General features: G+C 34.5%; 24 protein-coding genes. 9 read left to right on the top strand and 15 right to left on the bottom strand.

The features are described from left to right. Window positions 1–11 precede the first annotated feature (11 nt). The 4 genes from speB to ACTF54_RS09650 all read right to left on the bottom strand — a co-directional run bounded on the left by speB (window position 12) and on the right by ACTF54_RS09650 (window position 5,079). Window positions 12–947 carry an agmatinase gene (gene speB / locus ACTF54_RS09665; protein WP_438969238.1) on the bottom strand — a complete coding sequence of 312 codons (936 nt, stop codon included), beginning with the start codon at window positions 945–947 and terminating at the stop codon, window positions 12–14. A 250-nt stretch (window positions 948–1,197) separates the two neighbouring features. After that, window positions 1,198–2,586 carry an arginine decarboxylase gene (locus ACTF54_RS09660; protein ID WP_438969237.1) on the bottom strand — a complete coding sequence of 463 codons (1,389 nt, stop codon included), beginning with the start codon at window positions 2,584–2,586 and terminating at the stop codon, window positions 1,198–1,200. 92 nt (window positions 2,587–2,678) lie between these two features. After that, window positions 2,679–3,665, bottom strand: coding sequence for a pseudouridine synthase (locus tag ACTF54_RS09655; protein WP_438969236.1), 987 nt, complete (start codon window positions 3,663–3,665; stop codon window positions 2,679–2,681). A 160-nt stretch (window positions 3,666–3,825) separates the two neighbouring features. Then, window positions 3,826–5,079, bottom strand: coding sequence for an ABC transporter permease (locus ACTF54_RS09650; protein WP_347196928.1), 1,254 nt, complete (start codon window positions 5,077–5,079; stop codon window positions 3,826–3,828). Window positions 5,080–5,253: 174 nt separating this feature from the next. On the opposite strand from ACTF54_RS09650, the gene ACTF54_RS09645 reads away from it, so the two are divergent. Next, window positions 5,254–6,309, top strand: coding sequence for a diphosphomevalonate/mevalonate 3,5-bisphosphate decarboxylase family protein (locus tag ACTF54_RS09645; protein WP_438969235.1), 1,056 nt, complete (start codon window positions 5,254–5,256; stop codon window positions 6,307–6,309). Between the two features lie 9 nt (window positions 6,310–6,318). Further along, entirely contained in the window at window positions 6,319–7,257 is a 939-nt protein-coding gene (locus tag ACTF54_RS09640; RefSeq protein ID WP_347196926.1) for a mevalonate kinase family protein, read from the top strand. Between the two features lie 78 nt (window positions 7,258–7,335). Here ACTF54_RS09640 and ACTF54_RS09635 read toward each other — a convergent pair whose 3' ends face one another. The 5 genes from ACTF54_RS09635 to pepE are packed head-to-tail and all read right to left on the bottom strand — an operon-like array spanning window position 7,336 to window position 10,036. Then, window positions 7,336–8,025, bottom strand: a complete 690-nt coding sequence (locus ACTF54_RS09635) for a M15 family metallopeptidase (RefSeq protein ID WP_347196925.1) — start codon at window positions 8,023–8,025, stop codon at window positions 7,336–7,338. Next, a complete protein-coding gene (locus ACTF54_RS09630; protein WP_438969234.1) occupies window positions 8,022–8,477 on the bottom strand; it encodes a GNAT family N-acetyltransferase in 456 nt (151 codons plus the stop codon). Before ACTF54_RS09630 ends, ACTF54_RS09635 begins: the two co-directional genes overlap by 4 nt. Further along, a complete protein-coding gene (locus ACTF54_RS09625) occupies window positions 8,474–9,025 on the bottom strand; it encodes a GNAT family N-acetyltransferase (protein ID WP_347196923.1) in 552 nt (183 codons plus the stop codon). Before ACTF54_RS09625 ends, ACTF54_RS09630 begins: the two co-directional genes overlap by 4 nt. Further along, window positions 9,022–9,303, bottom strand: coding sequence for a GNAT family N-acetyltransferase (locus ACTF54_RS09620; RefSeq protein ID WP_438969233.1), 282 nt, complete (start codon window positions 9,301–9,303; stop codon window positions 9,022–9,024). The genes ACTF54_RS09625 and ACTF54_RS09620 overlap by 4 nt, the downstream gene beginning before the upstream one ends. A 16-nt stretch (window positions 9,304–9,319) precedes the next feature. Then, window positions 9,320–10,036 (bottom strand): dipeptidase PepE, encoded by a 717-nt coding sequence (pepE, locus tag ACTF54_RS09615; protein WP_438969232.1) that lies wholly within the window; start codon window positions 10,034–10,036, stop codon window positions 9,320–9,322. A 120-nt stretch (window positions 10,037–10,156) separates the two neighbouring features. On the opposite strand from pepE, the gene ACTF54_RS09610 reads away from it, so the two are divergent. The 7 genes from ACTF54_RS09610 (at window position 10,157) to ACTF54_RS09580 (ending at window position 16,429) form a co-directional block, all read left to right on the top strand. After that, window positions 10,157–11,047: a carboxypeptidase-like regulatory domain-containing protein gene (locus ACTF54_RS09610; protein ID WP_347196920.1), complete on the top strand. Its 891-nt coding sequence runs from the start codon at window positions 10,157–10,159 to the stop codon at window positions 11,045–11,047. Next, a complete protein-coding gene (locus tag ACTF54_RS09605) occupies window positions 11,037–11,585 on the top strand; it encodes a hypothetical protein (RefSeq protein WP_438969231.1) in 549 nt (182 codons plus the stop codon). The genes ACTF54_RS09610 and ACTF54_RS09605 overlap by 11 nt, the downstream gene beginning before the upstream one ends. A 93-nt stretch (window positions 11,586–11,678) precedes the next feature. After that, the gene (locus ACTF54_RS09600; protein ID WP_347196918.1) at window positions 11,679–12,266 is read left to right on the top strand and encodes a DUF6702 family protein; all 588 of its coding nucleotides are present in this window, start codon (window positions 11,679–11,681) and stop codon (window positions 12,264–12,266) included. Between the two features lie 62 nt (window positions 12,267–12,328). Further along, window positions 12,329–14,629: a M1 family metallopeptidase gene (locus ACTF54_RS09595; protein WP_347196917.1), complete on the top strand. Its 2,301-nt coding sequence runs from the start codon at window positions 12,329–12,331 to the stop codon at window positions 14,627–14,629. Between the two features lie 82 nt (window positions 14,630–14,711). Further along, complete coding sequence (locus ACTF54_RS09590) at window positions 14,712–15,536, top strand: hypothetical protein (protein WP_347196916.1); 825 nt, start codon at window positions 14,712–14,714, stop codon at window positions 15,534–15,536. A 44-nt stretch (window positions 15,537–15,580) separates the two neighbouring features. After that, on the top strand, window positions 15,581–15,856 hold the full coding sequence (locus ACTF54_RS09585) for a Sec-independent protein translocase subunit TatA/TatB (RefSeq protein ID WP_347196915.1): 276 nt from the start codon (window positions 15,581–15,583) through the stop codon (window positions 15,854–15,856). Then, entirely contained in the window at window positions 15,857–16,429 is a 573-nt protein-coding gene (locus ACTF54_RS09580; RefSeq protein WP_438969230.1) for a phosphatase PAP2 family protein, read from the top strand. Here the strand turns inward: ACTF54_RS09580 and ACTF54_RS09575 are convergent. From ACTF54_RS09575 to mreC, 6 genes are read right to left on the bottom strand one after another with little or no spacing between them, the layout of a single operon-like run. Continuing rightward, window positions 16,412–17,065 carry an O-methyltransferase gene (locus tag ACTF54_RS09575; RefSeq protein ID WP_347196913.1) on the bottom strand — a complete coding sequence of 218 codons (654 nt, stop codon included), beginning with the start codon at window positions 17,063–17,065 and terminating at the stop codon, window positions 16,412–16,414. The genes ACTF54_RS09580 and ACTF54_RS09575 overlap by 18 nt on opposite strands. Window positions 17,066–17,122: 57 nt before the next feature. Further along, window positions 17,123–17,932 (bottom strand): hypothetical protein, encoded by an 810-nt coding sequence (locus ACTF54_RS09570; RefSeq protein ID WP_347196912.1) that lies wholly within the window; start codon window positions 17,930–17,932, stop codon window positions 17,123–17,125. 21 nt (window positions 17,933–17,953) lie between these two features. Beyond that, entirely contained in the window at window positions 17,954–19,231 is a 1,278-nt protein-coding gene (rodA, locus tag ACTF54_RS09565; RefSeq protein ID WP_347196911.1) for a rod shape-determining protein RodA, read from the bottom strand. Between the two features lies 1 nt (window position 19,232). After that, window positions 19,233–21,179: a penicillin-binding protein 2 gene (gene mrdA, locus ACTF54_RS09560; RefSeq protein WP_438969229.1), complete on the bottom strand. Its 1,947-nt coding sequence runs from the start codon at window positions 21,177–21,179 to the stop codon at window positions 19,233–19,235. Next, window positions 21,176–21,685, bottom strand: a complete 510-nt coding sequence (locus ACTF54_RS09555; RefSeq protein WP_347196909.1) for a hypothetical protein — start codon at window positions 21,683–21,685, stop codon at window positions 21,176–21,178. The genes mrdA and ACTF54_RS09555 overlap by 4 nt, the downstream gene beginning before the upstream one ends. Continuing rightward, the gene (gene mreC / locus ACTF54_RS09550; RefSeq protein WP_347196908.1) at window positions 21,678–22,505 is read right to left on the bottom strand and encodes a rod shape-determining protein MreC; all 828 of its coding nucleotides are present in this window, start codon (window positions 22,503–22,505) and stop codon (window positions 21,678–21,680) included. The genes ACTF54_RS09555 and mreC overlap by 8 nt, the downstream gene beginning before the upstream one ends. Between the last annotated feature and the right edge of the window lies 1 nt (window position 22,506).

The raw sequence follows: 22,506 nt of genomic DNA, 5'->3' as shown, positions 1-22,506 counted from the left end.
TTATGTGAAGATTACTCTTCTTTATTTTTCATTTTTTTTAATCCCGCTTTTGCATAAGCGCTATTTGCTTCATATCCCTCTTCACCTTCTAAAGCGATATCTTTAAATTTATAGCTAAGCATTTTGTAATATAGTTTTGCAGCAAGAAAGTCAGAAGATTTTTCTGATGGATTAGGACAAAGTTCTACAATATCAAAACCTACCACGTTCTTCTCTGCAAATATCATTTTAAGAAAATCTAGCGTTTCATACCATAGCAAACCACCAGGTTCTGGTGTTCCAGTAGATGGACAGATCGATGGATCAAAGGCATCTAAATCTATAGTAATAAAGACATTTTCTGTAAGAATTTCTGTAGCTTTTTCTTGCCAGTAATCGTCCTCAATCATTTCATGTGCAAAGAAAATCTTTTCGTCATCGTTTATGCCTACTTCTATACTGTCCATGGAACGTATTCCTACTTGTACGAGGTTGGATTTTTGACTTGCTTCATAAACGGCACAAGCGTGATTGCAAGAACTGCCTTCATATTCCTTGCGCAAGTCTGCATGAGCATCGATTTGTAGCACGCTTAAATTTTCATACATTTCATTAAACGCTCTTATCGAACCTATAGAAATAGAGTGTTCACCTCCAAAAAGTGTCACAAATTTGTTCTTTTTGATGTACTTTTTTGTTATGGCATGCACGGCATCTACCATAGCTTCTGGAGAGCTATTTTCTGTTACAGCATCTGCTAGAAAAACACCATGGTGATACACCTCAGTATCTGTTTCAATGTCATATAACTCCATATTTGCACTAGCATCTAGAAAAGCCTGCGGACCTTTGTCTGCTCCTTTTTGCCACGTGCTAGTTCCATCATAAGGAACTGGAATTAATACAATAGAAGCACTGTCTAGTGCTGCATATTGATCTTCAATACCTGCGTAGTTTGAATTACTCATTATTTACTAATTAAGTTTTAGTTTAAGTTTAAATAGCGTGGCCTCATCTTCCGTCTTCTCCAGCGGAGAAGAAACCTCTGCGAGGCTTTTTATAATTTATTTCCAATTTAAGTTACTACATTTATCTAGCATAGCAACACCCATTCCATGAGCTCCGCTCGGTATCTTCAATTAAATTATCATTTAATTTCGATAGTCCTCGAGGGAAGGAGCTTTTCATCTTTCTAGTTCTAGTTCAAATTCGAGTTCATTAGTACCCTAAAATTGCTAGCATTTGTTCACTAGTTTGCTGCTCTTTAAAGATTTTGGTGGTTATTTTACCATCTTTATCTTTATCAATCAAGATGTGTTTTGGTGCAGGAATTAGGCAATGCTGTATACCGCCAAAACCACCGATGCTTTCTTGATAAGCGCCTGTATTAAAGAAACCTATATAAAGAGGTTTATCTTTATGGTATTTAGGTAAATAGATGGCGTTTACGTTTTGTTCACTATTATAGTAATCATCACTATCACAAGTTAAACCACCTAACAATACACGTTCATACTCTTCATTCCAGCGATTTAATGCTAGCATGATAAAACGTTTATTAATCGCCCACGAATCTGGTAGTGTCGTTATAAAAGAACTGTTGATCATGTTCCATTTTTCACGATCATTTTGTTGCTTTTGATACAAAACTTTGTAAATGGCGCCACCACTTTCTCCTACGGTAAAAGAACCAAACTCTGTAAAAAGATGAGGCACATCAACACCAGCTTCTTCACAAACTTGTTTGATTTGTGCTACGATTTCAGTGACCATATACTCATAATCAAAATCAAAAACTAATGAGTTTTTAATAGGAAATCCTCCACCTATATTTAAACTGTCTAGAGTTGGGCAAATCTTTTTGAGACTAACATAAACTTTAAGACATTTATGTAATTCGTTCCAGTAATAAGCATTATCACGTATACCAGTATTTATGAAAAAATGCAACATTTTAAGTTGAACTTGATCATTAGATTCAATTTGACTTTTATAAAAATTAAGAATATTCTTATAACCTATACCTAAACGACTGGTGTAGAATTCAAACTTAGGTTCTTCTTCACTCGCAATACGTATTCCTGCATTGAATTTCCTACTGGTTGCATCTGTAAGAAGCGTTAATTCTTCATAGTTATCTATTATAGGAATACAATTTTGCCCAGAGTCTATTAAATCTGCTATATTTTGAATGTATTGATCTCTTTTAAAACCATTACATATTACAAAGGTTTCGTTTTTAATCTTACCTTCTTTCTTTAGCTTATTAACGATATTGATATCAAAAGCACTAGACGTCTCGATATGAATATCACTTGATAAAGCCTCATCAAGAACATGCTTGAAATGAGAACTCTTTGTACAATAACAGTAATGGTATTTTGCTTTGTAGTTCGCTTTCGCGAAAGCTATTTCAAACCAACCTTTTGCACGATTGATATTATCTGATATTTTAGGCAGATAAGTGAATTTCAAAGGTGCGCCATACTCTTCTACAAGGGCCATCAGGTCAATATCGTGAAACTGAAGTTGCTGATCTTTTAACTCAAATTCTTCTGTTGGGAAGTAATAAGTCTGATCTATGAGATCAATGTATTTTGTATTCAATATGTAAACTAATAAAAAGTGTCAAAGCAATCTTTTGATTATTAAAGATATTAAAAGTAAACAAGTAAAGGTTAACTGCATGTTAAAATTAATTATTGCATCATCTTAAGGTTGATCACTTCTTGTTCTGTAAGTTTACGATAGTGTCCTCTAGGTAAATCTTTCTTGGTTAGACCTCCTAAAACAACTCTGTCTAAGACTTTAATCTCATATCCTACTACTTCAAACAGACGTTGAACAATATTGTCTTTACCACTATGTATTTCTATACCTATCTCGTTATTCTTACCATTCTCCACATAATTGATATCCTTAACTTCAATTACTTCGCCATCCACTAAAACGCCTTTACGTATTCTCATCAAATCCTCATGCTTGAAACTACGATCTAATGCTACTTGATAGATCTTGCGTAATTTTTGTTTAGGATTGTTTAGTTTATTCGTTAGTTCTAAATCGTTAGTGAATAGCATAATACCTAGCGATGCTCTCCCTAAACGCCCCACAAAATGTAGGCTGTTAGGACTTGCGTTGTGCATAAGATCTAGGACCGTTCTTGTAGAGCCTTCTCCTGTACGTGGCGAGTTGAATCCTTTAGGTTTATTAAGAATAAAGTATTCTTTCTTTGTAGGCTGGATAGGCCTGTCGTCAAAGCGTACTTCATCACCAGGCATCACTTGATAGCCCATCTCTATAACAGGCTTGCCATTTACGGTTACACTACCAGCTTTAATATAGATGTCTGCATCACGACGGCTGCAAAGTCCAGAGTTTGCAATATATTTATTTAATCTAGTACCAGATTTATCCGTTTTTCTTTTAGAAAAGCTTTCAGCTTTTTTGCGATCGATGTATTCTTTTTTAGTCACAGGTTTTCCAGAACGAGAGGTTCCTACTACCTGGTTCTTTCCACCACGAGTAGTTGGGCGCTCATTAGAATCGCTCTTGTGAGAAGAAGGTTTTCCTTTAGGATCAAAAGATCCAGCTTTACGTTTACCTTTATTTTTTGAAGCACCAGCGCTCTTACCATCACGGCGACCGCTTCCTTTATTTTTTGATCCTTCGTTACCTTTACTCATCGTGTTCAAATTTTTTGCAAAGATAGCTATTTAGTACTTTGAAATAGAAGTTTTTAAATAGAGTAATTGATTGCTTTTTTTATTTCTATTTTAGAATAAAATGACACTTTACTTTTTCTTCAAGGACCTGAAAATAGTGTAGTAAAAAATTACTTCAATGTTACATTCCTGTTCTTATAGCTTCTACAGGATCCAGTCTTGCAGCAATTATAGCAGGTGCAATTCCAGCAATAAGTCCTATGATAGCACTAACACTAGTTCCTAATATCACATTTGATGTAGAAAGAATAAACAGGAAATCGTCTGTAAGAGCATTTGCTACCATAGCTCCTATCCAGACAAAAAACAGACCGAAAAGCCCTCCAAACAGTGCTAAAATTATAGATTCAAATAAGAATTGTGAAAGAATAAAACGTCTTTTTGCACCTAGTGATTTTTGAATCCCTATCAAATTAGTACGTTCTTTCACACTCACAAACATAATATTTGCTATCCCAAAACCACCTACTAGCATTGAAAACCCAGAAATTACAACTCCTATTAAGGTTAATGTACCAAAAATCTGATCTAACAAATCGGTAAAACCTTTTAAAGGGTTGATAAAAAAGTTGGTAATTTCATCAGGTTTTAAACCTCTATAAGTTCTTAATTTTTGTTCAAATGTGGCAATAAATTCATCTTGATCAACTCCTTTTTTAGGCTTAAGGATAAGTGCAGCAACTTTACTTCGATTATTATCACCATAAATTTTACGCACAAAATTAACAGGAACGTACACACTGCCATCTTTTGATGGACCTATGGTTCCCTGACCTTGTTTTTCCATTACACCTATCACCGTAAATTTATTACCGTACAATCGTACTCGTTTACCTATCGGATTATTTTCGCCAAAAAGACTTGTTGCTATTTCACTACCTATAACCGCTACTGGACTACCGCTATTAGATTCTGATCCATTGAAAAAACGACCTTCCTCTAGTTTGATATTCTCAAGGTCATAAAAAGATTCAGTTCCAGGAATGATATTCACTCCAGTGGCTGTTTTGTCTTCAAATTTGATGTTTTCTGGCGAGCTAAAAATAGTATAAGTTATCGCATCTATATCGTCCATGCTACGCTCTAGCATTTGAAACTCGTCATAAGAAACGTTAGGAAACTTATCGTACTGATAAGGTTCTAATTCTGTCGGTCCAAATGATTTGTTCAATACATAAATAGTAGAAACGTCTAGAGAGCTAAGGCCATCTTGTACTTCATTTTCTAAAGAATCTATGGCAGCAAGAACACCTATAATCGCAAAAATACCTATGGTAATCCCTAGTAAAGAAAGAAAGGTGCGCAACAAATTAGTGCGCAATGCATTCACGGCAAAAAAGAAACTTTCTTTTAAAACTCTTAAATAAATGAGCATGAATTGACTTTGGATTTAATACAGGTTAAAAGTACGCTTTCTCATTGGACCATAAAGTGATACAAATGTTACAAAAATATTGATTTTTATTCCGCTTTCGCGAAAGCGGAATAACATCTATCCCTCTTAAACAATATTCCTATCTTATCTTTGCTATCTAAATACGGTATACCATTGGAAGATAATTTTAAACTTGGAACAGAAGTAGATTTGAAAGAATCACTCACTACAAAGTGGCAAGCGCCTTCAAATATTGCACTAGTAAAATACTGGGGAAAGCATGGTGTGCAATTACCAGCAAATCCATCCATAAGTTTTACATTGGATGCATGTCGCACGATTACCAGTGTTCATGCTAGAAAAGGGTCTCATGGTTTTAGCATCAGATATGAAGGTGTGGAAAAGCCAGAGTTTGCACCTAAGATCAAAGCGTATTTTGAACGTATTTCTAGTTACTGTCCATGGATCAATAACTATTATTTTGAAATAGATACGCAAAATACATTCCCACATAGTTCTGGTATTGCAAGTAGTGCGAGTAGCATGGCAGCTTTGAGTGCTTGTGTAATGGATTTTGAAAGTACACTTACTGGTAACGCTTTAGATTATCATAAAATGTCATTTCTTGCACGTTTAGGATCTGGAAGTGCCTGTCGCAGTCTTCAAGGTGAAGCTGTTTTATGGGGTGAACATAATGATACAGATGGAAGTTCTAACCTATACGGTATCGATCAAAGTGAGTTACTGCATCCTGTATTTCAACATTTTCAGGATACTATTTTATTAGTTGATAAAGGCGAGAAAGTAGTAAGTTCTACCGTAGGTCATGATTTAATGAATAATCATGCTTATGCAAGGGCTAGGTTTGAACAAGCGCATGAGAATCTAACAACATTAAAAAAAGCTCTAAAAGCTGGTGATCTTAAAACTTTTATTAAAATAACAGAGAGCGAGGCGCTTACACTTCATGCTATGATGATGACCTCGCATCCTTATTTTATTTTAATGAAACCTAACACGTTATCCATTATAGAAGAGATTTGGGCATTTAGAAAAAATACCGACGTGCCTGTTTGTTTTACTTTAGACGCTGGAGCAAACGTGCATATGTTATATCCTAGTGAACATAAAATGTCTGTCGATCAATTGATTCACAACAAATTGGCAAAATATTGTCAAAACTCTCATTATATTTGTGACCAAATAGGCACTGGAGCAAAAAAGTGCTAACTTAGTCATATGAAAGGACCATTATTTTATTCTAAGATTTTACTTTTTGGAGAATACGGTATCATAAAAGATTCCAAGGGTCTTTCTATACCCTATAATTTCTACAAAGGAGCTTTAAAAATAAGCGATAAGTTAACGGATACAGCCGCGCAGTCTAATAAAAATTTAGAACGTCTAGCTTCTCATATAGAGTCATTACAAACAAGTGATAAAGGTTTTCCTAAATTTGATATAGCAAGTTTAAGAAATGATGTAGATTCAGGAATGTATTTTGATTCTAGTATCCCACAAGGTTATGGAGTAGGAAGTAGTGGTGCACTGGTTGCTGCTATTTATGATAAGTATGCGATAGAAAAAATTACAGTTCTAGAAAATCTTACAAGAGAAAAATTATTGATCTTGAAAGACGTTTTTGGAAAAATAGAGAGCTTCTTCCATGGAAAAAGCTCTGGATTAGATCCTTTGAACTCCTATTTAAGTTTACCTATTTTAATCAATTCTCAAGAAGATATTGAACCGGCAGGAATACCATCGCAACTAGCGACAGGAAAAGGTGCTGTGTTTCTATTAGATTCTGGTATTGTGGGTGAAACAGCGCCTATGGTAAATATTTTCATGGAGAATATGAAGCAAGAAGGCTTTCGTTCTATGTTAAAAGACAAGTTTGTAAAATATACAGACATGTGTGTAGAGGATTTCTTGAGCGGCGATGTAAAAGGACTTTTTGGAAACGTAAAGAAACTTTCTCGTATCGTTTTAGATAACTTTAAACCTATGATTCCTGCTCAATTTCATGAATTGTGGAAGCAAGGACTTGATTCTGGTGATTACTACTTGAAACTTTGCGGTTCTGGCGGTGGTGGCTACATCTTAGGATTTACAGAAGACCTAGAAAAAGCAAAAAAGACACTTGAAGATTATAAACTAGAAGTTGTTTATTCTTTTTAAAGAAAATCATACATAAAATAAAAACGCTCAACTTTATGGTTGGGCGTTTTTTGTATGATACTATTGGCAAAAGAATCTTTAAGGTTTTAGAATAGGGTTTATTCCTTTTATATGTTCTTCTACATATCGCTGTATGCGTTTTTCACTTATTTTATCCATTCCCATGATGTTTTCAGATCTAAGAAAAGAGACCAAATCAATGGTTGTTAGATAATCGTTATACCGCTTTCGCGAAAGCGGAACATAACTATAATGCCATGGTTCATATTTAAATCCTGTGCGATTATCATTCATGGTGTAAACTAGTTCAAAGTCGTACGTTGTGCTGTGTTTCTCCATCCAGTCCTTAAGCTTGCAGAAGGGACCTGATCCATGAAATTTTGAAGGAACTAAAACGTCGCCGCTGTATGTTGCGTTTATATCAATAATGTCAATATCAGTACCCCAATGGTGTCTCGATGTTCCGGGAACAGTGCTGTATTCGACAATTTTATCAAAAATAGCATCTGGTTCTAATCCTTGAGCTGCGTATTTTTTATACTTGCGATTCCAGATTTGAGTCTGTCTAGTAAAACTGCGGTAACCAGAGACTACACTTATATGGATTCCTTCTTTTGCAGCAGCAATTTTCATTAATTCAAAAGCTGCTTGAGTTTCTTTTTCTAAAATGTTTTTTGGGTTAGGGCTTTGTCCAGTAAGTTCTTTTTGATCTATCTGACTGTTGCCATACAGTAGTACTATAAATAGGTATAGGAGTATTCTTATCATAATAATTTTATCATTTTATAGTGATCTCCTACAGAAGGAATTTCAAATATGTCACTTGCAATTTGATAACCCATTTTTTCATAAAAAGGTACCGCAAGTATACGCGCATTGAACCATAATGCTTTTATGAAACGTTCCTTAAGTAGTTTTTCTGCCCGTGTTATAAGCTTTTTCCCTACACCTTTTCCTTGGGCTGTTTCTAATACAGCCATACCTCTTAATTGATAACAATAATGAAGCTTAATATCTTCTATAGATTCTAGCTGGGTATCCTTATTCATTAAAAAGGTAGCCACTCCTACAACTTTCTCTTTTTCAAATGCGCCGAGATGAAAAGTAGTTCCTAATTCATCTCCTGCAAAATGACAATCTTTTAATGATCTTCCTTTTCTAAGAATTTTATGTCTTACCGGTAGCGTTTCTCTAGCAGTTATTGATTGGATTTCTATCATTTCTTCTTATTCAATAGGTTAAAATAAGTCCCTTTTTTTATACAATAATAACGTCCAGGCTCTCTACCTTCCCAAAGAAAGCGATGATCGAGGTGCATTCCTAATTTTTGAGCGACAACTTGAGATCCGTAATTAAGTTCATGTACTTGCGCTACTAATGCATCGATTTTATGGTATTCAAACGCATGTTTTACCACTGCTATTCCAGACTCGGTTGCATAACCTTTATTCCAATGTTTTTTCATGAATCTGTATCCTATGTCTACAAATCCATATTTCTGATGTTTTTTTAAACCGGACCAGCCTAAGAAAGCTTCGTCCTCTTTCCTTATAACTGCAAGTCTACCCATATTATATAATCTGAGCTGGGAATCTGGAAGTGTTATGTAATCAACAGCAAATTTTTTAGCGGCCTCTATATCTTTAAAAGGGACGTCGCCTGTATAACGCATGACTTCTTCATCGTTATTTAATTCAAATAAGTAAGGTGCGTCTTTTTCTTCAAACGGTCTTAAATACAATCGGTCTGTTTCTACATATAAACTCATATCCTTACATCGCTCCAGCTTTCATTTTTGTCAAATAAAACTTCTGCAAAAGGACATAATGGATCAATTTTACGATCATTTTCCTTTGCAAATTCATAACTTTTTGTGACTAACTGAGTTCCTAATCCTTTTCCTTCTTGATCTCTATTTACTTCTGTATGATCGATAGTCATTACATTTTCTTTTATCGAGTAGGTAAGTTCTGCAATCTTTTTGTCGGCTTCTTTCATGTAAAAAATACCTCTAGAGTCGTTTTCGTTGTGTTGGATGATCGTCATAATTTTTTATTACTTGTTAGTGGGATAGTTCTGCAAAATTGTAATCTGTTGGAACTTCAAATGGGTCGTTATCTTTTGTAAATACTCTTGCTGTATGTTTTCCTTTTAGCAATTCTTCTTTTCCTTTTACTCTTATAAAACTGCCTTCTCTCAATCCTACAACTGGCAAATTATTATAACAATGAAATTCTTTGATGCGTTCTTCTCGAGTTTCTCCCATATGGGTAGATGAAGGATCTGGATCTAAGTAATGTGCGTTAATATTGTAACCTATTGCTCCTGTTGTTTTAAAACTTGATGGCATTACTATAGGCATGTCATTTGTGTTTCTCATATTCAAACCACAGATATTACTTCCAGCACTGGTTCCTACATAAAAGATTCCTGTATAAATTTGTTTGCGCAACACATTCATTAAATCTAGATCATGAAGCATTTTAACAAGGACAAATGTGTTGCCGCCACCAGTAAAAATGGCTTCAGCATTTTGTATAGCTTCGGCAGGATTCTCATATTCATGGATTCCTTCTACCTCGATAATTGTATTTTTAAATGCAGTCTTTACTTTGTTTGTATAGGTATCATGAGAAATGCCTCCTGGTCTTGCATATGGAATGAAAAGTAAATTTTTTATTTGTTTTTCTTGAAATACTTCTAAAACTTCTGGAAGCAAATAAGATAGATAATCTGTTCCATGAATGGTAGACGTGCTTGCAATAATCATGTTTCTCATGCTCTATTCTTAGTAGGTTAAACATCGTTAAACTCTAACAATGATAGAATTAATTGTCCGTTATTTGTTAATAATAATCGGTTTTGACATTATTTTAAGTCAATTGATAATTTCCTCATTATGAAAAATATTTTAATAGTTCTGTTTTTAGTTGCCGGATGGGCTAATGCTCAAAAAGAACGTGTACAAATACAAGGAACACTTAATAGTGAAACAAATGAGCCACTACAAGGTGTTACTGTTTTTAATAATGCAGCTCTTGAGGGAACAGTAACAAATAAAGAAGGTAATTTCTTTATTTATGCTAGAGTAGGAGATAAACTAACTTTTCAAGCCGTGCAATTCGAGCCATTTTCTTTATCCGTTAATGAAAAGGTAATGAAGGATAAAAAGGTGTCTATCTCTCTTAGTGAAGCTGTCAATCAATTAGACGAGGTTGTAATTGATGATGATATGATGAAGATTAAGGTCAAAAAAATCACCTATGTCGATACTAAGGTTGATGAAGTAAGTGAGTTTAATAAAAATACGATTGCTGTTGATCGTATGGAGAACACGTTTTCTGACCGTGTACGGCAGCCAGAAGAATACCAGATAAGAAATGAAGCTTTTAATCAAAACATGCCACGATTTAATATGGCCAATATATTAGGAGGCCTTGCTATGATGGCATTAGGTGCTACTATTTCAGAGTTGACTTCTGGAGTTAATAACGTAATCGATGATGGACCTGATTCCCTAAAATCAGAATTTGACGTTTATATGCTTAAAAATAAATATAGTACTAATTATTTATTGGATTATTTAAAGATTCCTCAAGAGGATTTATTTGAGTTTCTATATTTTGCAAAAGATAAAGGTTTGAATGAATCTATGTTCGAACCAGAAAATGAATTGGACCTACTTCAATTTCTTTCAAATCAAGTAAATTTGTACAAAACAAAGAAGAATTATTCTAAAAAAACAGAAGATTTCTCTCCTTCTACTAAAGTAAAAAGCAATGAAAAATAATATCCTAAAAAACATCATTTTCAGTATAGTGACACTATTCGTTTTTAGCTCAATTTCTTGTGATAGCGATGACGACCCGCCTGTAGGACCTACCATAATACTGAATTCTTTTTGTTATGGACTAGATTCAGCTAACTCATTTGAAACTACCTCTGGATTTTATACTGACTTACAGGAGATTAGATCAGGTGTTTTCAAATCAAATATCTTTTTAACTGATGAGAATATTACAAACGGTACTAATGGTGAACTAGATGGAGTAGGCTCTTTAATAGAGCTTAATTTATATGGTAATCAAAATAACCTTTTACAAAGAGGAACTTATAGAATCGATAACTTAGAAGAAGTTGGGAATGCTGGAGTTTCGTATTTAATTGATTTTGACTCCACAAGCACTTCTAATCGTGGTATTATTTTAGTGTCTGGTTATGTTAGTGTAAGTAGCTATCAAGGCGGTGTTTTTGTAGAAATTGATGGAGAAGATTCAAATGGAGATCGATTTCATGGCATATTCTACGGTAGTTTTACGGCACTATAGTAGTTACATGTATTTTTACTCGTTTGGATTCAGTTTATTGTATTTTTATGGCATGAATATGGTTCTTAACTAATTATTCTAAAAATCATAAAAATGCTTAGACTTATAATAACTATTCTATTTCTAGCGGCTTGCGGCCTACTTTTAAATTCTTTTACAAGCATTAAAGAGGACGCACCTTATGCGTTTGATAGAGATGCTATAGAACTGTTACGCTTTCGCGAAAGCGAGAAAAATAATCTGCATAAATATTATATATCAGTATCTAATGCAACTTACAGCAAAAGAGCTAAAAGTATACAAATGGTTACTCGTTTTTTTATAGATGACCTAGAAGATGTTCTTAACGCAAGAATTCAAAATCCTATAGAATTAGGAGATGTGGCTACTATTCAAGATATTTATCCTCATTTGAAAAGTTACTTGGCTAAGAAATTAGAGGTTAAAATAAATGGTGTAGAGTCGGTCCCTGATTTTTTAGGGGCAGAATATGAAGGTGATCAAATAGTTCTTTACATAGAATTACCTTCAGAGAAAGTTCCTAATTCTGTTTCTATGAAGTTTACGGCTTTCTTAGAGCTTTTTGAAGAACAAAAAAATATGGTCCACATGAAGATAAATGGAAAACGTAGAACACTTTTGATGGACAAAAATAAAAGTAACGACAGTGTAAAGTTTTAGTTAAAAGCTTTAATACTTATCCATTATTGTTAATTTAGCAAAACTTAATATAAACTACACCCATGAAAGCTATTAAACTATTGTTTATCAGTATGATGCTTGTTTCTTATGGTTCTTTTGCACAGGAGAAAGAAGAGACTAAAGAAGAGCCTAAGGCTGAAGAACATTACAACATCAACAAATTCCGTCAATTATATCAGGAATTCTCTACACCTAACCAGTACCGCAGCGCTAGCGGTGCACCAGGTCCACAGTATTACCAGCAACGTGCTGATTATGAAATGGACATAAGGTTAGATGATGAAAACCATCACTTATATGGTTATGAAACAATAACCTATACCAACAATTCTCCAGATGTACTAGATTACCTATGGGTACAGTTGGATCAAAACATGCGAGCTAAGGATTCTAAAACACCGCTTATTGAAGGAGGCGGCGTACAGCCTTACATGCAACCAGCAGGTTTTGCAGGTGAATACTTAAGTGAGCCTTTTGATGGTGGTTTTAACATTAAAAAGGTATTAGATAAAAACGGTAACCCATTAAAATACATGATCAATCAAACGATGATGCGTGTTGAAATGCCTGAGAAATTAAAGCCAGGAAAAAGTTTTGAATTTGATATCGAGTGGGATTACAATATTAATGACCACGTAAACGGTCGCGGTCGTAGTGGATACGAGCAGTTTCCTGATGGTCACAGAGCTTATGTAATTGCTCAATTTTATCCTAGAATGGCAGTTTATAACGATGTAGAAGGATGGCAAAACAGCCAGTTCTGGGGTCGTGATGAATTTGCTTTACCATTCGGTACTTTTGAAGTGAACATAACTGTGCCAGAAGATCACTGGTTAGATGGAACAGGAAAATTAACAAACCGAAAGGATGTTTATTCAAAAACAGAATTAGCTCGTTATGAACAAGCACAAAAATCCTACGAGACGCCAGTTGTTATTAGAACACAGGCTGAAGCTGAAAAGCTTGCAATGATGCCAGGCGCAAAAGGAATGAAGACATGGAAATTGAAAGCAGATTATGTTCGTGATTTTGGATGGACATCTTCTCGTCGTTATATTTCTGATGCTATGGCTGTAAAAGTAGGTGGTAAAGATGTAATGGCAGTTTCTATTTATGCACCAGAAGGTAACCCATTATGGGAACAATGGTCTACTAAAGCTGTAGCGCAAACTTTAAAGTCTTACTCTAGAATGACTTTTGATTATCCTTATCACAAGGCTATTTCTGTACATGCAAAAAATCAAGGGATGGAATATCCTATGATATGTTGGAATTATGGACGTCCTGATGCAGATGGTAATTATTCTGACCGAGTTAAGTTTGGAATGATATCTGTAATTATTCATGAAGTAGGTCATAACTACTTTCCAATGATCGTAAACTCTGACGAGCGTCAGTGGACGTGGATGGACGAAGGTTTAACTACTTTTACTCAATACATTGCTGAACAAGATTTTGGAGAAACACATCCTGAAGCTATTGAAGGATTAGATGCTTATCCATCACGTCGTGGACCAGCTGCAAATATAGTTCCTTACATGGCTGGTGATCAAAAGTACATTGCGCCTATTATGAGTAAAGGTTTGAATACGTACCAGTTCGGTTCTAATGCATATGGTAAGCCAGCGACTGCATTAAATATTTTGAGAGAAACAGTAATGGGTCGTGATTTATTTGACTATGCTTTCCGCACTTATGCACAGAGATGGATGTTTAAGCACCCAACTCCAGAAGACTTTTTCCGTACTATGGAAGATGCAAGTGCGATGGATCTAGACTGGTTCTGGAGAGGCTGGTTCTACACAACTCAATTTAATGATATGGGAATAGAATCTGTAGATAAATATTTTGTTTCTAGTGAGAAAAACCAAGCCATGAAAGATTTAATGGCTGAAAGAAATATTCCAGAAGATAGAATTCCACCATTAGTTTACATGGTGAAAGAAGGTAGTGAAGATTTTAATGAAGACATGAAAGGTAAAGAACCAGCAGAGGTTGTTGGTGAGTTAAAAACTTTTATGATGGATAACTTTACTGCCGAAGAAAGAGCTAACATGAAGTCTCCTAAATATTTCTATGAAATTAAAGTAGTAAAGCCAGGTGGATTAGTAATGCCTATCATTATAGAGTATACCTATGCAGATGGAACTACAGAAACAGTTACACATCCAGCAGAAATCTGGAGATATAACGACAAGGAAATAGGTCTAAGTAAAGCATCTACAAAAGAGATTACTAAAATTGTAATTGATCCAAAGTTAGAAACAGCTGATATAGATACTTCAAATAATACATGGCCAGCTGCAGCTGAGGTAAGCAAGTTTGACCAAATGAAGAAGTAAACCACTTTTTCTTTAAGTAACTTAAAACCAGATTCACAATGAATCTGGTTTTTTTGTGTTTAATAACAAATATATTTGTTACATGAGACGATTTCAATTTTTATGGGTGATTACCTTCTTTTTTATTTCTTGTGATGATCCATCTTTAAATCAACAAGATATAGACGGTGATGGGTTTGTTGAACCTATTCTAGAATTGAAACAGTTGAGTACTATAGATATAGCTCAAAATGTTATGACTAACATTACAGAAGATATAAATATTCAATACAATCAACAAGAGCTAGTAAGGCAGATTTCCTTTAATGGAGTTTCTAATACGGTTTATACGTTCCAATATGCCGAAAACAATAGGTTAGAAGCCGCAGTTAAAACAGATGATTCAATCATCACTACCTATAACTTTACCTATATCAATGATACGGTATTTATTGAGTATGTTGATACTAATGGTGATGTCGTTGAAAAACAACTTTTTACTGACAATCAAAACAGAATCAATAGGGTAGTTACAACAATAACTGGATCTACAGGAAACACAGTTCAAACAGAAGATTTACGTTATAGATATACTGCAAACTTTAATGTGGATCGTATCGATAGTATCGACTCAAATGGTTTTAGTATTATCTCTTATTCTGAATTTACGTATGAGTTCAATAACAATCCATTTAGGGACATGAATGATGTATTAAGGCTGCTTGTCTTTCCAGAGTTTGTTCCATACACTAGATACTTACCTAAAAGTAGAAATGATTTTGCTGCAACTGCGAGTGGTTTTGATCTAGAACGTTCGTTTAATTATACGTATACATTGCGAGATGATGAGTTTCCTAGTCTACGAGATGTAACAAAAACAGAAGGCGGAACAACTACAACCTCTTTTGAGTTTTTTAATTATCTGTAGGTTACAAATTGTAATTAAATTTAGTCCTATCGTATATTTGCATCATGAAAATGATACCATTATTTATCAGTACACCAGAGCTTATGATAGTAGGCCTTGTAGTGATATTGGTCTTTGGCTCTGATAAATTACCAGAGATTGCTCGTGGTCTTGGTAAGGCTATGAAAACAGTTCGTAATGCTACTGATGATATCAAGAATGAAATAACTAAAAGTGCAGACGAACACGGTTTTACTAAAGATGTAAAAGAAATCACCAGTAAAATTGAAGAAGTAAAAGATCAGATAGAAGAGTCTGGATCTGTTAAACGCAAATTCTAAATGTGGGAATCTATTGTCCAGGCAGATCAAGATATTTTTATATGGGTCAATGGTCTTTGGATAGGTAAGTTTCACAGTTTTTGGGTATTTGTTACTCAAATAGAAAACTGGTTTTTACTCTACCTATTTTTCTTTTTTCTTTTATTCAAAAAACTTAATAGCCCAGTAAACTATATAGCCATGACGGCAATTCCATTGGTGGTTTTTATTACGCTGGCGCTTACTAATTTAGTTAAAAATGAAGTAGAGCGTTTAAGACCTAATAATGAACCGGTGCTCATGGATAGTATTCAGATATTATTGAAACCAGAGAATTTCAGCTTTTGGTCTGGACACAGTGCTGTAAGTTTTGCGGTTACGACCTTTGTGGTATTAGCCTTACGTTCTAAAGATATGAGCAAATGGATGTTGCTTTTTTATATTTGGCCAATAATTTTTGCCTTTTCTAGAATTTTTATAGGTGTTCATTACCCAGCAGATATAACTGTGGGAATGCTGGTAGGCATAACTTCAGGATGGTTGTTTTTTATTTTATTTACTAAAATCAGTCGTCTACTACAACACACGACTTAAAGTAAGACCATCACGTACAGATAATAGAACGGTTTGTAGTCGTTGATCTTCTTTTAAAAGGCGGTTGTATTCTAACAACACAGGTGTAGATTTATCCTTATGATTTACTTCTTCTATCACTTTTCCATGCCATAAGACATTATCAGAAATAATTAGACTTCCTGAATGTACCTTTTCCATAATAAGGTGAAAATAGTTTACATAATTAGGCTTATCTGCATCGATAAATATCAGATCAAAGGTTCCTTCTAATTTTGGTATTATGGTGGTTGCATCACCTATTTTTTGATTAATGGTGATGTTATTAGTTCCGCTTTCGCGAAAGCGAGAAAAGTATCCAGCTGCAAGATCTTCTAGTTCTTCATTAATATCGATGGTAATTAACTCGCTATTATCTGGCATTCCTTCTGCAATGCAAAGTGCAGAATAACCTGTGAAGGTTCCTATTTCTAGAACTCGTTGTGGTGTTTTTAAATGAGAGATCATACTTAAAACACGACCTTGATAAGGTCCAGAAAGCATAATGGGTTGCAATACTTTTTGATAGGTCTCTCTCGCTAGGTCTTGAAGTATTTGTGGTTCATCCTCAGAATGAGTGACGATGTAGTTATCAAGATCTTTGGGTAAGAAAAACATGAAGTAGGTTTAGAAATGTAAAATTACGAAGTTAGAAGTTAATGTGTACTTCTATTCTCAAATTTGAAGATGAATGTGATCGTCATGCCTCACAGCATGACAACCGTGATAACGTATCTTATTGTTGTAGTCAGACTTTACTTTGATCCTTTGGGCTAGATGCGGTTCAATAAATACTTTGCTTGCCTGAGTTTTCAAAATTAAGTGTTCAATCAAATGTCTCGTGTGATCTGGATTTATTTCTAGGCTCTTATCTGTATTAACACCTAGATGTTTGGCATAATCATATTGCCAGTAATCAGCGTCTTTGCATTTTTGTGGCTGATTCACCTCTCCGTTTTTAGGCACTTCATACACTCCATAACCCAAAAGCGATGGATTTTCACTTGTTGTTTTACCACTTGCATCTTGATAGATAAAAGCCAAATCAATTTTACGACCATCGTTATGGCTTAAATGAGGTAACAAGGGAAATCCATCTATAAATGGAAATCCTGCGTCGAGATAGGTTACTGGAATGTTGTAATTAGTTTCAAAAACTTGGGCAGCATCTAATAAGTTGTAATACAAATTATCATGTACGTAATTTCTACACAACAGTACATAGCCTAAATTATGAGGTTGGATATAATCTTCAAATACTGGTAACGCTTTTCTATGATTTAAAGGAGCGAGAATTGGTACTATAAATGTGATACAAAGAATATAAACTATTGAAAAACTTAAAAGCCTTTTTCTCTTATTCCAAGCAGATTTTCTACACTTAAAAAAACTAAAAACTACAACCCAAATCAATCCGCCTACTTGCGTAGTTAATGTCAGTAAAATGACAATTAAAATGTGTGTGAAGATTTTGAAATATTTCAAAATTGATATTTTTCTTAGTTCTTAATGCTCATAACTCATTCTATGGGCATCGAGCTTTATAAAAATGAACAGTAAAATGGTAAAACCCATTAATCCACTACCTCCATAACTCATAAAAGGTAAAGGTATTCCAACAGTTGGTAGTAAACCGATTACCATCCCTACATTTACAAAGAAATGAAGAAAAAATATTCCTGCAACACCATAGCCGTAAATACGTGCAAACTGGTTGCGCTGCCTTTCTGCCATGATGATTATGCGATAGATTAAGAACATGAATAGTAGAATGGTAGCCAGCGTGCCTACTAGCCCAGAAACTTCACCAATGGCACTAAATATGAAGTCGGTGTGCTGTTCTGGAACGTATCCACCTCTAGTTTGTGTAGCTTCATCAAGAGATTTACCTGTCCAACCACCATTTCCTATAGCAATCATGCTTTGATTGATGTTATAACCTATTCCTCTATCATCCTGTACTCTTCCTAGTACAATATCAATGCGATTTCTATGCCTATCTTCTAATAGGTTATTAAAAATGTAGCTTGATGAGAATGTATATGCAATACAAATAATCGCAGCAATTACATAAAGATAAACTCTAGGTTTAGGAAGTCTTTTATTGTGTTTCCGCTTTCGCGAAAGCAAATACATAATTGATATCACAACTATAATTATAAGTATAATCCAACCTATATTTATAATTAACGTACCTAAAAACAAGCCTAAAGCTATGACTCCTAAACTAAGGTACCAAAGAGATAAACCTTCCCTATGAAGAGCAAAGAAAAATGCAGAATAAACCAGTGCACTTCCAGGATCTGGTTGCGGTACAATGAGCAGTGCTGGTAAGGCAATTATACCTGCCACGATCATAAAATCTCTTACATTTTTTAAAGAGACATTAAGTTGACTTAAAAATTTTGCAACTGCTAATGCTGTGGCAAATTTTGCAAATTCACTGGGCTGGAAGGTAAAAGACCCTATAGGATACCATGAAATGGCTCCATTAACTTCTTTACCAAACAGGAATAAACCAACAAGTGATAGAAGAGAGACAATATAGATAAGACCTGCAAACCGTTCATAAAACTTCACTTCTACTGCTAGAATGACTATAATAAGAACTGCACAAACGCCGATAAATAAAAATTGTTTACCATATACTTGATTAATATCGGTTATTGTAGTGTACTTTTCCACTGGAGCGGCACTATAAATACTTAGTAATCCTATAATTACTAGACTTAAGTAAATACCAATAGACGCAATGTCGTATTTGGGTTTATCTCCTATAGCCATCTTAATTTAATATTTGAAGACTCAAGCTGTCATAGAGCTTATTTAAGTCTGCTTCTTTATCTTTAGAAATACGACCTTTGTCAACTGCTTCATTGATTTTAAAAGGTTTGTCGCTCAGTCTTTTTGCGTATTCGTATTCTAGACTGTGAGTCATTAGGTAATTTTCAAGATCTGTTCTGGTAATTTTTCCTTTGATATGTTTTTCTATTAGTAAGCTGGCAATTTTAGCGGCATATCTAGAACCCCAGTATCCATTTTCTATAAATACAGCAATGGCAATTTTAGGATCGTCTTTGGGTGCAAAAGCTATAAAAACAGAATGATCGGTAAGTTGTTTTTTTTCGCCATTTATTCGCGCAAAATTCTCAACTGTTCCTGTTTTACCACAAATTTCTATGTCAGGAATTTGAACATATTTTGCTGTTCCAGACTTATAAACGTCGTTCATGCCTTCTATTACCGGTTCAAAATGTTTTGCGTCTATAGTGGTATAGTTCTTTTTTGTATATTTTGGATTATCTATTGCTTCACCATTCATTTTCTTTATGATGTGCGGCGTATAAAAATAACCTCGGTTTGCAATTGCGGCAGTCATATTTGCCAATTGTATGGGTGTTACGGCTACTTCTCCTTGACCTATAGCATTAGAAATAGTAGTAGGAGCATACCATTTATACTTATATCTGGATGTATAATAATCACCGTCAGGAATTCTTCCAGGTTGACCTACCGGAAGATCGTATCCTAAATAATCGCCTAGTCCAAAACTAGTCACGTGATCATGCCATACATCCATTCCTTTTGAGGAAGTGCTTCCTTTTTCAATGATTCTTCTATAGATTTGTGCAAAATAGGCGTTGCAACTCTCAGCGATACCTCTATTCATGGCTAGTGGGCTAGAATGAGCGTGGCAACCTAGTTTTTTCTTCCCACCATAATTATAACCGTGATTACAACTAAAACGCTCTTGCGGTTTTACCACTCCTTCTTGAAGAGCAACAAGCGCATTAATGACCTTAAACGGTGAGCCAGGTGCGTACTGACCTTGAAGCACACGGTTTAAATCAGGTGTTCTAACGGTATCTCTTAAAATAATGTTGATATTTTTAGAGCGGTCGCGACCCATGAGTAGGCTAGGATCGTAATTAGGAGCAGTTACTAACGTTAAAATTTCTCCAGTTTTAGGTTCAATAGCTACAATGCCACCACGCTTGTTGATCATTAATTGCTCTGCGTATTCCTGTAGTTCTTTGTCGAGTGTAACGGTAAGATCAGTTCCAGCTACTGGAGCGACATCATTGATCCCATTTTTATATGATTCTATAGCGCGACCATAATGATCTCTTGTATATTTCTTAAAACCTTTTTGACCTCTTAATTCTTTTTCATATTGACTTTCAATACCACTTTTACCGGCAAGGTCGCCTTGAACGTAGTAATCGTCTTTTTTAATAGTACTTTGATTGACCTCTCTAATGTATCCTAATACACTAGCGCTATGATCTACTAAATACTTACGTAATGATCGTCTTTGAATATAAAAACCAGGAAATTTTCTTAATTGCTCTTGTAAAGGTGCGTATTCTTCCTGAGTCAATTGTGGAACGATGACACTAGCTTGTTTTGTAGACCATTTTCTAGCTGTTTCTAGCTTCTTTTTTAGTCTTGATTCTTCTATTTTTAATAATTGAGATAGTTTACTTAGATCAGTATCTCCTGTTTCTTTAGGAATTACCATAACATCATAAGCTACCTGATTAGCAACCATAAGTTCACCATTACGGTCGTAGATAAAACCACGCTCCGGATAATCATAGATTGTTTTTACAGAGTTGTTTTCTGCTTCTAGTTGTAATTGGTCAGAAAGAATTACCTGTAAATAGATCATTCTACCTATGAAGATGAGACCTACTAAAGTGACAACTGATAATAGTAGTAATTTTTTCATACTTTAACTTTAGGCTTGAAGAGTGCCAGCAATATGCTGTTAACGACTAGTGAAGCTAGCCCTACCATTAACGTTAGTTTTAATATGTAGAGTATTTGCGAACTGTTAAAAATGACAAGGCTGAAGAAAATCAGGTGATGTAAAATAATACTTAAGGTTAATAGAAGCATTACTCTATCAACTGAGGATTGTAATATTTTGATGTTTTTCATTTTATAACTTTCTCCATAAACCAGTCTAAGCCATAAAGGTCTTGTAAATGCTAAAGTTAGAGACGCAGCAGCATGAGCGCCACCGGTATTTTGAAAAGTATCAAGAATAATGCCCAGACCAAACGCAAAGAAAATAAAATTCCATCGTTTATTCTCTACTGGAAATAAAATAATAAAAAGCACATAAACCATTGGGTCTATGAATCCTAGAAAGTCGATTTCATCAAATAAAAATACCTGAAGAATAAGTAAGCCCAAAAATCGCAGAATATTATTTAAAAGAGTACTATTCATTCGTGCCTAATGTGTCAATTACTTTAAGAGCCATTCTATCTCTATTTTTGATCACATTAATGTAATCTAAATCAGTCATATCATTAAATAGCTTTACCTCTATTTTATATCTAGATCCGTTTTCTATAAGTTGAGCGTCTCTAATTACACCTATTAAAATATCTGGTGGAAACATAGTAGACTGTCTTCCCGTTATAATGGTGTCTCCTTTAGTTACTTTTGCTAGTCTAGGGACATCTTCTAAACTCATTACATAAGGATCAGAACCATCCCATTTTAATGAACCTATAGTTGCTGTTCCTTTTATTTGAGCATTAAGTGATATTTGCGAGTTAAGTATAGAAATTACTCTTGAAAAATTATCACTACTGCGATCGATGACACCAACAATACCGTTATGTGAAATTACTCCCATATCAGGTTCAATACCTTGATTGGTACCTATGTCTATAGTAATATAATTATCAGTTTTGTAAAAGTCATTTTTGATTACCCTTGCAGGAAAAACCTTATAGGGAATACTATCAGAAAAAATAAATGTAGACTCTTCTCCTAAAAGAGTATCACTTATTTCCAGTAATCGCATTCTAAGTCGTGCATTTTCCTTGCTTAACTTGTTATTTTGATCTTTTAACTCAAAATATTCGTAAATCCCACTTTTTGTATTCAGTAAGCTGCTGGTAAGATATCCTGTGGAATGAATCGTTGTATTACGATGGTAATCGTGTGACTGTATCGTAAAGCCTAAAGCAATAAACAGCAAAAATAGATACAACAACAAGTTTCTGTACTTAATCAGAAAATTGATAATTTGTTGCATG

This window comes from Nonlabens sp. (genome assembly GCF_965657255.1).
GTDB lineage: Bacteria > Bacteroidota > Bacteroidia > Flavobacteriales > Flavobacteriaceae > Nonlabens.
The sequence above is the reverse complement of the archived record's forward strand: the minus strand, read 5'-3'. Positions and strand labels throughout refer to the sequence as shown.